The following is a 15,583-nucleotide window of genomic DNA, read 5'->3' as shown; positions in this document are numbered from 1 at the left end:
GACATCGAACAAAAAATCGGTGACATCTCTGTGAAATTTCTCATGTCGATTTTTCCGGCCGGGACGAAAGCGCGATCGGTCCACTCGAGCGCAGCCTCGGTCGCCCTCAACCGACCGGATCGGGCTCACTCGTTTCACAACAGAACTCGACGTCATCAGGTCACGACGATCGGTGGCGACAGCCCCTTGTAGATCACGTTTGAGAGACCTTCCGGGCTTTCTTGAGTTTTTCCTGGGCGCTTGCTGGATTAACGATGTCCGACCAAAATAACGGAGACTTCACACCAGAAAAGGCAACAGTGCAGGTCAGTGGCCCACTGGTGGCGAAGACACCCTCCGCATACATGTCAGTCGCGGTAAAGCATCACCATGAGATAACGTTTAGGTCGCAACTTCATAAAGACGCTCATGTACACGATGTTCAGCCCTTCGGACGTCTCAACACCCAGGATTCACCACGTGTCTTCTCCCTACAACGGTCGCCACAGGCCCGCCTACGGCACCTCGACCGCCCGTCCCTCCGAGAACAGCGGCCCCTCCGGCCGACACCGTTCCGGTAAGCGGCGCGTCGGGCCATCGCTCGTCAAGCCGGTCTCCGTCTCCGCAGTCAGCCTCGGCGCCACCTTCGCACTCGTCCAGACTGCGACCAACACCTCCCTCGCCGACATCACCCAGGCCAATGCGATAGTGCGACCGGCAGCCCTGATGATGTCCCCGCAAGCCGAGGAACCCAAGGCGCCCGAACCCGCACCCACTCCCGAGGCAGCGCCCTCGACGCCCGCCTCGCCCCCTGCCGAGGCAACCCCGGTCACCCCGGAACCCGAAGCAACAACACCCCCTGCACCTGCCCCGGCTCCGGTCCCGGAAAAAGCCCCCGTCGCACCACCCAAGCCGGTCGTCGACCTGAGTCGCACCTGGAATGCCCCCGTCACCGGAGCGACCTTCACCTCCGGATTCGGCCCCCGCTGGGGAACCTTCCACTACGGCATTGACCTCGCCGCGCCATTGGGCACCCCCCTACGTGCCATGTCCTCCGGGGTCGTCACCTATGCCGGGCAGATGTCCGGATACGGCAATATCGTCCAGATCCGCTACTGGGACGGCACCGTCTCCTACTACGGCCACATGAACTCCATCGCTGTACGTGTCGGGCAGAAAGTTCAGCCTGGACAGTTCGTCGGCCAGCTCGGCAACACCGGTCAGAGCACCGGACCCCACCTCCACCTGGAGATCCGGCCCGGAGGCGGCGCACCGATCAACCCTGAACCGTGGATGGCAGCGCGCGGCATCGCCTCGCGCTGATCCTCCGGCCTCTCCCACGAGGTCACTTCTCCTCCTGCTCACCCCAGGGGAGAAGACTTCCTCAGAGCTTCTCCAACGGGGCGTAACGCAGCAGCAGCCGTTTCACCTGTTCGCCGCCGAAGTCGACATGGACGATCGTCTTATCCCCCTCGCCCTCGACCCGGACCACCTTGCCCAGGCCGAAACTGTCATGTGTCACTCGATCACCAGCGTTCAAGGACAATAGGGCACGACCAGCACCGCGGCCGGCAGACCGGTTCGACAACGTTGCCACCGCAGGCTCGCGACGTGACGACCGCTCTTGCCCTGCGCCCCGGGCGCCTGGCAACGGGCCGGACCGCTCCCACTCGATCACCTCAGCAGGGACCTCGTCGAGAAAACGTGAGGCGGGGTTGTACTGGGGCGCGCCCCAGGCCGACCGGGTAGCCGCCCGCGTCAGATGCAGCCGCTCCCTCGCCCGGGTGATCCCGACATAGGCCAGCCGCCGTTCCTCCTCCAGTTCCTGGGTCTCCCCCAAGCTGCGGACGTGCGGGAAGACCCCGTCCTCCATGCCGACCAGGAAGACCACCGGGAACTCCAGGCCCTTGGCCGTGTGCAAAGTCATCAAGGTCACCACGCCCTGAGCCTGTGCCTGGGGGTCGTCGGGGATGTCATCGGAATCAGCCACCAGCGCGACCTGTTCCAGGAATTCGGCCAACGCCGTCGAAGAGGGGGCTCCGTCCTCGGCGACTCGGGCCTCGTCGAACTCCTGGGCCACCGCGACCAGCTCCGCGAGGTTCTCGATCCTGTTCTCGTCCTGCGGGTCTCGTGAATTCCGCAGCTCCTCCAGATAGCCGGTGCGCTCGACGACCGCGCCCACCACCGCAGCTACCCCGGCACCGCTCTCGTCCACAGCACGCAGCTCGTCGAGAAGACCCACGAAACGAGTGATCGCCGCCGCCGAGCGGGTCGCCAACCCTGGAGCATCCTCCGGCCGGACCAAGGCTTCCGCGAAGGTGATTCCGTCCCGCTCGGCCAGAGAGGCGATGCACGCCTCGGCCCGGTCACCGATACCACGCTTGGGAACATTGAGGATCCGCCGCAGATTCACCGTGTCCGCAGGATTGGCGATCACCCTCAGATAGGCCAGCGCGTCCTTGACCTCACGGCGCTCGTAGAAGCGGGTCCCACCGACGATCTTGTACGGCAGGCCGACCCGCACCAAGACCTCTTCCAAGGCCCGCGACATCGCATTGGTCCGGTAGAAGATCGCGACATCTCCGGGCCGGACGCCGTGCCGGTCCCCCAGCTCGTCGATCCGACGGGCGATGAAAGCGGCCTCGTCGTGCTCGGAATCAGCGACATAGCCGACGATCTTCGCGCCCTCACCCGAATCCGTCCACAGGTTCTTGGGACGCCGCGACGTGTTCTGCGAGATGACCGCATTGGCAGCGCGCAGGATCGTCTGGGTCGACCGATAGTTCTGTTCCAACAGGATCGTCCGAGCTTGGGGATAGTCCTGCTCGAATTCGACGATATTGCGGATCGTCGCACCCCGGAAGGCGTAGATCGACTGGTCGGCGTCACCCACCACGCACAACTCGCCCGGACGGTGCCCCGCCTGCGGCGCGTCGGTGCCGACCAGCTCCTTGACCAGTACGTACTGGGCGTAGTTGGTGTCCTGGTACTCATCCACCAGGACGTGTTTGAACCGGCGGCGGTAGTGCTCGGCCACCTCCGGGAAAGCCTGGAGGATGTTCACCGTCGTCATGATCAGATCGTCGAAGTCCAGGGCGTGCGCCTGCCGAAGTCTGCGCTGATATCCCGAGTACGCCTCCGCCAGGACCCGCTCGGCCGGATTCGTCTCCGACACACGTGAGGCGAAGGTCTCCTCATCGACCAGCTCGTTCTTCAGGTTCGACACCTGCGCGGAAAAACTCCGCGGCGGGTAACGCTTCGGATCCAGGTCCATCTCGCGCAGGACCATGGCCATCAACCGTTGGGAGTCCGCGGAGTCGTAGATCGAGAAGTTGGACGGCAGGCCGACCCGGTCGCTCTCCCTGCGCAGAATGCGCACGCATGCGCTGTGGAAGGTGCTCACCCACATCGATCTGGCGCTCGGGCCCACCAGTGCAGAGACCCGTTCCCGCATCTCAGCAGCGGCTTTGTTGGTGAAGGTGATCGCCAGGATCTCCCACGGCTTCACCCCACGCTCGGCCATCAAGTAGGCGATGCGGTGGGTCAGCACCCTGGTCTTGCCCGACCCTGCCCCGGCCACGATCAGCAGAGGACCACCGGTATGACGCACCGCCTCGGCCTGCTGGTCGTTCAATCCCACCAACAGCGAAGCACCGTCCAGCTCCGGGACGGTCGGCTCCACCGGACTGGTCGGCCCGTCTGCCACCGGTGCGGAGGTCGGGGCCCCGGATCTCGCCCATCCGGGCACGCCGTCGGCGTCCACGCCACCTCCCGCCGGTGCCATCGCAAAGCCGGGAAGGGGCAACTCGTCTGGAAGGTCAAAAAGGCTCATCGCGGCGTCCATCCTAGGGCCGGGAAGCCGCCCCGCCTACCGAGCCTGCATCCCTGAAAAACTGTCGAAGGTGGCCGAAGAACAAGCCCCCATCAGCTTTGGATCACCGGAAGGCGTAGGCCACCAGGACGTTGACCAGAGTCAGCCCCAAAGCCACATGGACCAGGACCGGTTTCGAGGTGCCCCGACGGTGCTTCGCCGCAGCGATCTCGCAGCAGGCCACCACAGCGATCGCCACCACCAACTTGACCCCTACCCAACCGTGGTCGAGCCGCAGAACCTTGCCACCTTCGGCCAGCCCCACCATCGCCAGCCCCAGGATCAGCTGCATCCTGGCAGCCCAGACCATCAGCGGATGCACCTGGTTCGAGGACAGGAAGAGGACGTAGCCACCCACGATGAGAGCGGCGACAGCGATATGCACGATGCCGAGGATCTGGAAAGCGAGGACCATGGCGACAGCCTAGCCCGGAGATTCCATGACAACGGATATACCGCGATACGAGAAGCGCTCTTGAACTGCAGTTAGAGCGCGCACCAGAAGCGATCCTCCGCCCCTCAGAAAAATGATTCCGACTTATACGTATTGCAGTTAGCAGGGTCAATATATTCATCCCGCAAGCCATCGAACAGCTCATTTTCTGCACAATATGAACACCAAAAATTCACAAATATACCCACAGGTCACCTTTACGCAGGGTTTCCCCTACCTAAGCTCACCGACCCCGCATTCAGGATGACCCCGGGTGCACTATTCATGCATATTTAAAGGACGGAAGGATAGACCCCCAGCACTACTCTTCCAGCCAATAAGGTTCACATGGAAGAGGTCTATGCCTGAACCAGTAACAGATCCGAAATATTTCGCATCAGATACTCCGTAAGCCTGTACACTGCGCCGGAGGTCACCAATGATCAGTCGGCAGCACGCTTCGCCCGTGATACCGGCCCGGAGCAGGGAGGTTCCTTTCCGTGGCGTCCAAGGCCATGCAGGCTACAACAGGCTGCCTATTGATCACGGTGTCCCTGGTCCTCGCTCTGAGCCGGCCCGCCCTGCAAGGCTGGTTCGAAGACGCTGAGATGCCTCTTCTCAAATGGGTAGTACTCGCCCTGGTATGGGGGGCCCTCACGACAGGAGCTCTACTGATCGCGCGGTCGCGATCGAATCATACAGAGACGCCGCCACGAGAAGGCCTGCGATGAGGCCAGGCCGGTCCGGGAGGCTTTTTCCTGAGCACCCGGTTCAATGTGCCGGTGGTGATCTTCAGCCCACCGATTCCTGTACCCGGGCCAAGGCGTGCATCGAATTCCGCGTATTCGGATACAGGTCCCGGTAAACCCGGTACAGCTCCTGATAGCGACGTTGCACCTGCTTGCGTGGACGTACCACACCTGCGGTGCGCATCCAGGAGGTTCCGGCCTCCACCAGCCCGACGCCCTCGGCAGCCAGCAGAGCACCCCCGTAGGAGGCTCCCGTCGTCGTCTCGGGGACGATCTGTTCGATCCCGCACACATCGCTGACGATCTGCATCCACAGACCGCCGCGGGTTCCGCCGCCCACGGCGACCACCCGGTCAGGGGCACCCGCCGACTGTTCCATGACCTCCAGGATCTGCCGTACCCCGTAGGCGATCCCCTCGTGCGCGGCCCGGAACAGATGGCCCTTCGTGTGGGTCAGCCGCAGCCCGGCCAGGAGTCCCCGGGCATCGGGGTCGTACAGGGGTGAACGTTCCCCGGCCAGGTAAGGGAGCATGACCAGCCCGTCGGAACCTGCGGGCACCTCCTCGGCCTGGGACACCAGTTCGGCGAATTCCTCCGAGACCAGGTCCGACACCCATTCCAGCAAGGTGCCCGACGTGGACATCCCCGCGGCCAAGGTGCGCGAACCGGAGGTGACCCCGCTGGTCGTCCAGAGCGCGGCATCCACCGTCGGCGCCGACAGGACCTGGACCAGGAACATGGTCGAGCCGTACATCATCATCAGATCACCGGGTCGATGCACGCCGACGCTGTGGGCTTCCGCCCAGGCGTCCACGGTGCCCGCCACCACCGGAACCCCTGCAGGCAGCCCGGTCGCCGAAGCAGCCTGCGGCGTGAGCCGTCCGACGATCTCGCCGGGCCACACCAGGTCGGGGAGACGCACTCCCGGCAAGACCTTCTCCGACCAGTCCTGCGCCCAACCCTGAGCAGCCATGTCGTAGAGCGGATCACATTGGGAAGCCGTGTGGTGATCGAGGAACCATCGGCCGGTCAACCGCCCGGAAACGAAGGTGTGCGATGAACACCACCGTGCCGCGGCCGGGACATCCCGATGCTCCCGCAACCACCGCAGCTTCGGCCCCACTGCCTGGGAAGAGAGCTTCTTGCCGCAGCGTCGCAGGATCTGCTGGTCGCCGAGTTCGGCGGTCATCTCCGTGATCTGCTCATGAGCGCGGGTGTCGATCCCGTAGAGCACCGCCGGATGCAACGCCTGCCAGTCCTGGTCCACCGCGACGACGGCCGGCCCCAGACCCGACACGCAGATCGCAGCCACTTCGTGGTCGGGCGAGGCCAGCTCCCGGCAGATGTAGGTGACATCTCCCCACCACTGCCGCTCGGCGTCCATCTCCACGTGGCCGGGGTGCGGCAGGGAGATCCGATGCGTGCGACGGGCGGTGGCGACGACCGTTCCGTCCGCGGTGACCAGCACCCCCTTGGTGCTTCCGGTGCCGATGTCGATGCCGAGGACGACCTGTTTCATATGAGGGGCACCTTCCTGGACCGTAGGTGGTCAGCGACATGTGGACCCCAGGTGTTGAAGAGCACCATCCCGATCAGCAGGAGACCTTGGGCGATATTCACCACGTGGGAGCTACCTTGCAGGGCAAGCAGACCGGACCCGAGCATCTGGATCGTGAGCACCGCGATCACCACCCCGATCACGGTGACCCGGCCACCGTCGGGATCGACCCCGGCCAGGACGGCCACCACGATCGCCAACAGGACGTACGAAGCACCGTACTGGGAGTTGGCGCCCGAAGCCCGAGAAGAAATGATCAGACCGGCGACACCGGCCAAGCCTGCGCTGAGCACGTAGGTCCACACCAGCACCCGAGCCCGGTCGATCCCGGAGAAGTCCGCCGCTTGCGGGTTGTCACCGACCATCCTCATCCGGAAACCCAGCCGAGTACGACCGACCACCCAGGCGACCAGGACGGCCACGCCCGCCATCGTCCAGAAGAGCGAAGGGACCCCGGCAAAAGTCGTCAAGGCGAAGTGGGTGAACTCAGGAGGCAGCCCCTTGACGACTGCGCCACCGGACCAGACCAGTGACAACCCGGCGAACAACTGTGAGCTGCCCAGGGTCGTCAGAATCGGCGGTATCCCGCATTTCGCGATCAACCAGGCGTTCACCAGACCGCATGCCAAGGCCACGGCGAGCGCGGCGGCGACCCCAACCGCCACCCCCCAGGGCGAACCAGACCAGTGTCCCATGGCCTGTGCTGCTGCGATGGCGCTCAGGTTCGCCACGGCGACCACCGACAGGTCGATCCCTGCGGTCAGCATCGCCAAGGACATCGCCAAGGAGATGAGGACGATCTCCGGGGAGGACAGGGCGATGTACTGGAAGTTGTCCAGTGAGAGGAAGGCTTGTGGAGTGGCCAGGGAGAAGACCACGAAGATCGTGGCGGCCACGACGAGCATCCGTCGTAGCCCGGCACCGTCACCGCCGGCTTGCCTCAGCTGCCGTAGACGGGATGACACGGCCTGTTCAGACATCAGCGGGCACTCCCTGTCTCGTCCCGGCGGGTGCGGTGTTCCCGTCCGGTAGGTCGTGGTGCTCCGGTCCGTCTGCTCCTCGCGTCCGGGGAGGTGGAGCGTCACCGTCCAGGATGGGGCGTTCTGTGCGGTTCCGGGCCGACAGGCTCTGCAGAAGCACCCCTACCAGGAGCAGGACGCCCACGGCCGCCTTCTGCCAGATGCTCGGCACACCCAGGGGGACCAAGGACGTCGAGATCAGCGAGACCAGGATGACTCCGAGACAGACCCCGCGAACCGTTCCCCGGCCGCCGGTGACGGCCGCGCCCCCGATGACCACGGCGGCGATCACGTCGAGTTCGCGTCCCATGAAGGTCGTCGGGTCGGCCCGGCCGGCCAAGGTGACCTGGATGATCCCGGCCGTTCCGGCGAGTGCGCCGGCCAGCGCGAAGACCAGGACCCGCAGGGCGTCCACCTGGATCCCTGCCCGGGCGGCGGATTCGGCGTCTCCACCGATCGCGAAGACGGAACGTCCGGCGACGGTGCCGCGCAGGAAGAAGGCCACCGCGATGCAGCACAGGGCGACGAGGAGGATCAGGATGTTCAGCCTGGTGACTCCGCGGACGGCGCCGGGGGCCTCCCACAGCTGGGTCTTGGCCACATGCCGGAGGGATTCGGGGACGACCGTGATCACATTGGCCCCGACCACGGCGAAGAGCACCCCGAGGTAGACGGCGGAGGTGGCGAGGGTGGCGATCAGGGTGGACACTCGCATCGCGATGACCACGAGGGCGTTGATCACTCCCATCACGGCGCCGATCGTCACCGCGCCCAGGAAGATCGCCCAGGCCGGGATGGTGTCTGCCCCGCTCAGCGCGACCTTGCAGGCGACATAGGCGGAGAAGGCTCCGACAGCGAGGAAGGAAACGTCGATGCCTCCGGCGACCAGTACCAGGAGTACGCCCAGCGCGAAGACCATGTCGACCATGGAGGCCCGCAGCACGGTGAACAGGGTCTCCACATGCCAGTAGCCAGGCACCTGGATCACGACGACCGCGAGGATCAGCAGGATCAGTCCCAGGACGAGGTTCTCCTGGGCGGCGAGCGTCCGACGTAGTGCAGGGAAACGTGGTGCTGTGGTGGCGCGCCGCGCAGGCCGGGCTGTTTTCGTCGTGGATGTCATGCCGAGATCTCCTCCACCAACGCATCGTCGGTCAGATCGTCGCCAGCCAGTTCGGCCACGATGCGTCCGCTGCGTACCACCAGGACGCGGTGACATGTGGTCACCAGTTCGGGGATGTCGTCGGAGAGGAGCAGGATCCCCACGCCCCGGCGGCTCTGTTCGTGCAGTGCCTCGACGATGTCGAACTTGCTGCCGACGTCGACTCCGACGGTCGGACCGTTGAGGACGAGCACCTTCGGTTCTCCCATCAGCCATTTGGCGAGGAGGACTCGTTGGGCGTTGCCTCCGGAGAGTGCCCGTACCGGCCCGGTCAGGGAGTCGGTGGTGATCTTCAGTGTGTCGATGGCCTCTTCCTGGGCGGTGCGTAGTGCGCTCCGGGAAGGAGATCGTCCGCCTCTACGCCCTACCTGGGTGGCCACCAGGTTGTCGCCGACGGACTGGTCGAGGAAGAGCCCCTGGGTGAGCCGGTCCTCGGGGACATAGGCGATACCGGCGTCGATGGCGTCATTGAGCGAGCGGGGACGGATGCGTCGACCGGCGACCTCGATGATGCCGCGAGGGGCAGGTCTGATCCCGCAGATCCCTTCCACGATCTCGGTGCGTCCTGATCCCAGGAGCCCGGCCACCCCGACGATCTCGCCTGGACCGATGGTGAGGTTGACGTCGGCGTAGAGCGGTTCATGGGTCATCCCGCGTACGGACAATGCGGGTATGGCCTCCTGCTGGGGGCGTGGTGGCGCGGGCATCTCGTCGGAGGAACGTCCGGTCATCCGTTCGGTCAGGCTGGCGTGGCTGAAGTCTTCGGGCAGCCCGGAGGTGACGACCCGCCCTGAGCGCATGACGGTGACCCGGTCCGCGATGGAGAAGACCTCCTGCATCTTGTGGCTGACGAAGACCATGGAGACTCCGCGTTCTTTGAGGAGGTGCACGGCGTCGAAGAGTGCGTCGACCTCTTTCCAGGTCAGCGCGGTAGTCGGTTCGTCCATGGCGATGAATCGGGCGTCATGGGCCATGGCTCTGGCCACTGCACACAGCTGTCGTTCGGCGACGGTGAGTTGTTCGACCGGGACGTCCAAGGGGAGGTCGATCCCGATCTGGTCGAGCGCGGCCTCGGCGATGAGTCTGCTCCTCTTGCGGCGCATGAACATCCGTCGTTCGGCGACGAATCCTGGCAGGGCGATGTTCTCCGCCGCGCTCAGGTTGGGCAGCAAGGAGAAGTCCTGGTAGATCACCTCGACCCCCAGGCTGTGGGCCTGGGCGGTGCCGAGCCGGGGGTATTCCTGCCCGGCGATCTCGACATGCCCGGTGACCGGCCGGTGCACCCCGCTGATGACTTTGATCAGTGTGGATTTCCCGCACCCGTTCTCTCCGGCGAGGCAGTGGACCTCCCCGGGGTGGAAGTCGACGGAGACCCCACGTAAGGCCACCACCCCACCGAAACGTTTCGACACGTTCACGGCCCGCACGATCGGAGCGGGGGGCGTGGCTTCGGTGCTCACTGTGGTCTCCTGCTGTTCGACTCCTCCCCTTCGGCTCCGCCGGCCGAGGAGATTCGTGGGGAACGGGGTGGTCGGCCGCACCCGGGCCTTCGGCGAGGGAGGGGAAGGGTGGTCCCGGGCGCGGTCGTACGGGGCGGACGTGTAGGGCGTCGACCCCGCGTGGACGTCAGAAGTCGTACTTCATGACGTCGTCCTTGGTCGCCGAGAGCGCGGCGTCGCCGAGAAAGACCAGCGGGTTGTCCGTCGATTGCCGCAGTCTGCGATATCCCTCCACGCCGAGGTCCTCCCCGTCCGACAGTTTCTTGCCTTCGGCCAACAGCTGGGTCGCTTTCATGACGGCTTTCCCGGCTTTGGCCGGGTCCCAGAAGTAGATTGCGTCGATGGCTCCCTCAGCGAGGAAGTGTTTGGTCTCCGAGGGGACGCCGGTGCCGTGGACGCAGGTCTCGTCCTGGAGTCCCGCCTCGGCGACAGCCCGAGCGATACCGACGACGTCCTGGCTGGAGGCGCCGGAAAACCCTTTGAGCCGGGGATGGGTTTGCAGCAGGTGTTTTGCTTTGACGTAAGCGATCTCCGCGCTGTCCATGCTCTCCACGGGGTCACCGATACGGGTCATCGCGGGGAACCTGGATCGTTGTTCTTCGACAACGGCATTGGCCCAGGCCATGTGCGAGGTCGCGGTCAGTTTTCCGACGAACTGGACGTACTCGCCCTGCCCGCCCATGCAGGCGCCCAAGCCGCTGATGATCTTCCGCCCGTAGTCGGCATTGTCGAAGGCCTCGACATCGGCGTCCGGGCTGGTCAGTTGAGGAGCTTCGTGGGTCACGACGCGGATTCCGGCGCCGCGCGCCTGTTTGACCACCGCGTCGACGGCTTGAGGGTCGGAAGGGATGATGCCCATTCCTGCAGGACGTTGCGCGATCAACGCCTGGATGAGGGAGGCCTGCTGCTCAGGACTGTCGGTGGCCGGCCCGGCCTGGGTGGTTTTCCGGCCCGACGTGGCACCAAAATCCTCGACCCCGATCTTCATCCGGTCGAACCAGGCGATGCCGGTGAGTTTCACCACATTGACGTAGGCCCCCTGGTCGATGCTCTCCGCAGCAGGTGGTTTCGCCCCGCCGGGAGGTCGCTCTGCCTGGGCTGCGTCGATCGATCCGCAGGAGGAGAGCGCGAGTGGCAGGAGCAGCGCGGCAACCACGACAGGTGAAAGGCGCATCTTTCCTCCCCCTCGAAAAACGGCGCACTGCAAACACACGGTCCAAGGCACAAGGTGCACGAAAACGTGCACTGCGCTTAAAAGGTCTCGCACGCACGGGGGACTGTCAAGTCCCCTCTTCTCCCCCCCTGCCAGCCACTTTCCGGGCGCCGTCAACGCTCGCCCGACACGCCCCCGGTCAGGGTCCCCTCACCAGGAGATCAGCCCGTGATGCGTACCGTGGGCGCAGAACGACCGAACCGGACAGGGAGGACCGGGATGAGACTCAACGACCGGCAACGGATGATCCTGGGTCGGTTGCGCTCCGGCGAGTACATAGAAGTAAAGGTTCTCGCCGACCACCTCGAGGTGGACACCTCCACCATTCGCCGTGACCTCCAAGCACTCGCCCGAGCCGACCTGGTCGAACGGCTCCACGGCGGCGTACGGATCAGACCGGACGCAGACCCCCGCCGGGCGGAGAACACCGACCCGGTCGAGGAACAGCGACGCCACACCTCCATCGCCCGCTCCGTTCGCGGACTCATCAGCCCCGGCCAATGCCTCGCGCTGAGCGGCGGCCCCATCAGCGAAGCCCTCCTCCCCCTGCTGTTGGACCTCGAAGAACTGACGATCGTCACCAACGACCTCAGAGCTGTAGACATCCTGGCCAGGCAGGCAGGTTTCCGGATCCACGTCGCCGGTGGTGAACTCCGTGAAGGAAACGGACAGCTGGTCACCTCGGGGCCGGCCACCGCCGACTTCTTCGCCGACCATCCCACCGACTGGGCCCTGGTCGAGGTCGACGGCGTCCACCCCGACACCGGGTACACGACCACAGCCCCCGGTCAGGTCTCCGCCCAACGCGGAATGCTCCGGTCAGCCCGACAACGTTGCGTCCTCGCCACGAGCTCAGCCTTCGGCGTCCGACAAGCCGGCTATATCACGCCCCTCGACAAGGCCGATGTCATCGTCACCGACCGGCCACCGGACGACCCCCGCGCCTTCCCCACCGGATTACGAATCCTCACTCCTCAGGACGACCAAGGCTGAAGCAGCGAACCACGACGAGCGGACACCCTCCGCACCACTACCGCCGCCACCGCTCAATCCACCGACGACAAGACGCCCAGTGAAGTCAGCTGCGCGCGCGGACCAGGGGCCCAGTCGAGTTCGTCCGCCCGAGACAGCGCCACCCAAGCGGCTTCGGCCGTCGTCCCGCCGAGATCGTGCACCACCGCCGGGGTCGGACGAGCGCATCTCCCCCGATAAACCAGGCGGACTGCGTGGAAGTCCTCCAGCACGCCTGCCGGCGAGCGCCCCACCCAGTGCGCGCTCTGGACGAAAGCCAAGTCGTCCACGTCGACGATTTGTCCGGTCTCCTCGTAGGCTTCGCGAGCAGCGGCGGCAACCGGTTCCTCCGCAGGCTCGAGGCCTCCGCCGGGTAGGCCCCACGCGCCTTCCCAACGGACCACTGTCCCGGAATAGCGGGTGGCCAGCACCGACCGGGCTGCGGGCCGGACATCCTGCGGAAGGTCTGCTATGACCAGCACTGCAGAGGAGACCCGCTGTCTACGTAGGACATCCGGCTGGCCGGCAGATGTCTCCTCCCGGACAGGAGATCGGTCGTGCCACGGGGGCGGTGGAGAGCATGGCGAGGCTGCTCGTACCGCGAACTCCACCACGATGTCCGCGCCGCGCCGTTCTGCTCGGAGCGGACGTTCCACCCGCCAGCCCAGCCTGGTCAGGAGCTGTTCGGGGTCCTGTCCATGTTTCAGGGCCGTGAGGACGACGTCCTGTGAGCCGTTCCACGCCTGCACCACCACCGCGCCGGGCGCTGTCGTCGTCACCGGGTCACCGGTCGGCCAGGGTCAGCCCACGCAGCGCAGCAGCCCGACGGTACTCCTCGATCGTCAGCTCGACGACTCTCGGCCAGTCGTGCTGCGGAGGCTGGGTCATGTTGTGGTGCCACATGCTTTCCCTGAGGTCGTGGTCCGACAACAGCCGGGCCATGGCCTCGGCCATCCGGTTGTCGTCCTCGGCCAGGAATCCGTTGATCCCGTCCTCGATGAACTCCACGCATCCGCTGGTCGCTCGGCCTACCACAGGCAGTCCGACGCAGCGGGCCTCCAGAGCAGCGATGCCGAAGGACTCCAACTTTGCCGGTGAAGCATAGATATGACTGCTGTGGTAGAGGTTGAGCAGCTCGGGCCGGCTGACTCGGCCAGGCAGGTCCACCCAGTCGGTCATGCCGTAACGCTTGACGTAGGCCCGGACCAACGACCCTTGTCTGCCTTCGCCGAGAATCGTCACCCGGAAAGGAACCTCGGGAATCATCTGCCGCACCTGTCGCATCACCTGCAGGAAGGGCAACGGCCGTTTACGGTTCGCCAGGCGCATCGCCGAGACCACCTGGAGTTCGCTGTCCCGGGAGGGTGGCTCCAAGGCTGTCTGATCGTCCGGTTCCCTCCACCAGGTCGAAGCGTCGATGCCATTGGGCAGCACGTGGCAGGTGCCCCACGGACCCAGAGCTCGTTGCACCGGCCCTGCGGCGACCCGGGAGACCGCGTTCATCGCGACACCGCAGCGTGCCCACATCCGGGCGATCCGGCTGATGTGGAAGAGCGGTTCGGCGGGGCCGAGCATGCAGTGCCAGGTCATGGACACCGGCAGCCCCAGTTGCAGGGCCACTCGGGTGCAGTCGACGGTGAACGGACTGGTGATGCCCATGTGGACGTGGGCGACATCGAAAGAGCCGACGGTGAGGCGGTGTTTCATCTCCCGCGCGGCCAGCGGGTTCATCGGTAGCCGTCCGGGAAGTTCGATGCCCATCCGGTGGATCGGCAGGCCGTCCACGATCTCGACCACACCGCCGCGCTCGTCGTGGTCACCGAGGGTGGCAGTGAACACCTCGACCTCGTGCCCCGCCGCCAGCAGATGGTAGGCGAGATCACGAACCTGAACCTCGATCCCACCCAGACGTGGCAGGTAGCAGTCGGACAACAGGGCGATCTTCACAATGCCCAAGGATCACACATCACCGAGCTCGAACAGGAGTCAGCACTCGGAGAATCAACCAAAAAGCAACCATTTTCAGGACATTCGCTGATCATCAGGTGAATTGCCCGGGCGAGCCCCGCAGCTGGGCATCCGACACACCGGGGATGCCGGATGTCCGTGCCGTCCGTCATCATCGTCTCCATGAGTCACACCCTGGTCGCTTTCAACGCCCATCCCGACGACGAAGCCCTCCTTGAAGCGGGCACTCTCGCTGAGGCTGCTGCGCGAGGACACCGGGTGGTGCTCGTCGTGGCCACCGACGGCGATCAGGGGATGACGTCGCAGAGTTACCGGGACTCCGACGGGCGCACTCTCGGCGAACGTCGGTTGAACGAGCTGCGCTCCAGCGCAGCTTCTCTAGGGGTGTCGGAGGTCATCCACCTGGGTTATGCCGATTCAGGAATGACCGGCGATCTCCCCCCGGATCCACCTGGTCGTGAACGTTTCCTGCGCGCAGACCCGCAGGACGTGGTCGACCGGCTGGTGGAGATCCTGCAAGCTGAGCAGGCACAGGTCCTGCTCGGTTATGACGCCAACGGCGGATACGGCCATCGGGACCATGTGCGGGTGCACGAGGTGGCCCGGCGAGCCGCACTGATCGCTGGCACGCCACGGCTGTTGGAGGCCACCGTCCCCCGTGAGCTGATCGCCAGGACGGTAGAACTCGTGGGCAAGGTATACCGCTATCCGTCCGATTTCGACCCGGCGGCCTTTCGCCGTTCCTATTCTCCGCGGGAGGAGATCACCTTCCGGATCGATGTCCGTCGTCAGATCGCCGCCAAGCGGGCGTCGATGGCGGCTCATGCCTCGCAAGCAGCGGCGGATGCAGGAGCGGATCGCACCCTGGCCGCATTCCTCCGTCTCCCCGCACCGGTCTATGCCCTGGCCTTCGGGCGAGAATGGTTCGCCGATGCGTCCGGCCTGGCACCCGGTGAACCGATCGCCAGACGACGCCCCTACAGATATCCGACCTTCCGGACATCTGCAGGTACTCTCGAAAGGGACGTCTTCGCGGGTTTGTAGCCCGCTACCCATCACCGCTTCGGTAGCCGCTGCTTTGCCCAGCCGTTGCCGGCACACCGTCATGATCGGGGGGTCTC

General features: G+C 65.3%; 12 protein-coding genes. 3 read left to right on the top strand and 9 right to left on the bottom strand.

Annotated features, from left to right (window positions below):
• Positions 1–459 precede the first annotated feature (459 nt).
• Positions 460–1,302: a M23 family metallopeptidase gene (locus DX923_RS16905; protein ID WP_116112606.1), complete on the top strand. Its 843-nt coding sequence runs from the start codon at positions 460–462 to the stop codon at positions 1,300–1,302.
• Between the two features lie 61 nt (positions 1,303–1,363).
• On the opposite strand, the gene pcrA is transcribed toward DX923_RS16905, so the two are convergent.
• The 7 genes from pcrA to DX923_RS03030 form a co-directional block, all read right to left on the bottom strand.
• Positions 1,364–3,811: a DNA helicase PcrA gene (gene pcrA / locus DX923_RS03060; protein ID WP_116112604.1), complete on the bottom strand. Its 2,448-nt coding sequence runs from the start codon at positions 3,809–3,811 to the stop codon at positions 1,364–1,366.
• Positions 3,812–3,914: 103 nt separating this feature from the next.
• A complete protein-coding gene (locus tag DX923_RS03055; RefSeq protein WP_116112602.1) occupies positions 3,915–4,265 on the bottom strand; it encodes a hypothetical protein in 351 nt (116 codons plus the stop codon).
• An 810-nt stretch (positions 4,266–5,075) separates the two neighbouring features.
• Positions 5,076–6,551 carry an FGGY-family carbohydrate kinase gene (locus DX923_RS03050; RefSeq protein WP_116112601.1) on the bottom strand — a complete coding sequence of 492 codons (1,476 nt, stop codon included), beginning with the start codon at positions 6,549–6,551 and terminating at the stop codon, positions 5,076–5,078.
• Positions 6,548–7,570: an ABC transporter permease gene (locus DX923_RS03045; protein ID WP_116112599.1), complete on the bottom strand. Its 1,023-nt coding sequence runs from the start codon at positions 7,568–7,570 to the stop codon at positions 6,548–6,550. The genes DX923_RS03050 and DX923_RS03045 overlap by 4 nt, the downstream gene beginning before the upstream one ends.
• Positions 7,563–8,732, bottom strand: coding sequence for an ABC transporter permease (locus DX923_RS03040; protein ID WP_162872744.1), 1,170 nt, complete (start codon positions 8,730–8,732; stop codon positions 7,563–7,565). The genes DX923_RS03045 and DX923_RS03040 overlap by 8 nt, the downstream gene beginning before the upstream one ends.
• Complete coding sequence (locus DX923_RS03035; protein ID WP_116112596.1) at positions 8,729–10,231, bottom strand: sugar ABC transporter ATP-binding protein; 1,503 nt, start codon at positions 10,229–10,231, stop codon at positions 8,729–8,731. Before DX923_RS03035 ends, DX923_RS03040 begins: the two co-directional genes overlap by 4 nt.
• 166 nt (positions 10,232–10,397) lie before the next feature.
• Entirely contained in the window at positions 10,398–11,444 is a 1,047-nt protein-coding gene (locus DX923_RS03030; protein WP_116112595.1) for an autoinducer 2 ABC transporter substrate-binding protein, read from the bottom strand.
• Positions 11,445–11,702: 258 nt separating this feature from the next.
• Between DX923_RS03030 and DX923_RS03025 the strand changes: the two genes are divergently transcribed.
• Positions 11,703–12,476 carry a DeoR/GlpR family DNA-binding transcription regulator gene (locus tag DX923_RS03025; protein ID WP_162872743.1) on the top strand — a complete coding sequence of 258 codons (774 nt, stop codon included), beginning with the start codon at positions 11,703–11,705 and terminating at the stop codon, positions 12,474–12,476.
• A gap of 53 nt (positions 12,477–12,529) precedes the next feature.
• Here the strand turns inward: DX923_RS03025 and DX923_RS03020 are convergent, their stop codons facing one another.
• Both DX923_RS03020 and DX923_RS03015 read right to left on the bottom strand, forming a co-directional pair.
• Positions 12,530–13,273 carry an NUDIX domain-containing protein gene (locus tag DX923_RS03020; RefSeq protein WP_116112592.1) on the bottom strand — a complete coding sequence of 248 codons (744 nt, stop codon included), beginning with the start codon at positions 13,271–13,273 and terminating at the stop codon, positions 12,530–12,532.
• Positions 13,274–13,277: 4 nt separating this feature from the next.
• Positions 13,278–14,441 (bottom strand): glycosyltransferase family 4 protein, encoded by a 1,164-nt coding sequence (locus DX923_RS03015; protein WP_240322718.1) that lies wholly within the window; start codon positions 14,439–14,441, stop codon positions 13,278–13,280.
• Positions 14,442–14,594: 153 nt separating this feature from the next.
• Here DX923_RS03015 and DX923_RS03010 point away from each other — a divergent pair, with 153 nt between their 5' ends.
• Positions 14,595–15,506, top strand: coding sequence for a PIG-L deacetylase family protein (locus tag DX923_RS03010; RefSeq protein WP_240322717.1), 912 nt, complete (start codon positions 14,595–14,597; stop codon positions 15,504–15,506).
• Positions 15,507–15,583 lie beyond the last annotated feature (77 nt).

Origin of the sequence: Austwickia chelonae (genome assembly GCF_003391095.1) — a bacterium.
GTDB lineage: Bacteria > Actinomycetota > Actinomycetes > Actinomycetales > Dermatophilaceae > Austwickia > Austwickia chelonae_A.
Note: the sequence above shows the minus strand (reverse complement) of the source record. Positions and strands in the feature narration are given on the sequence as shown.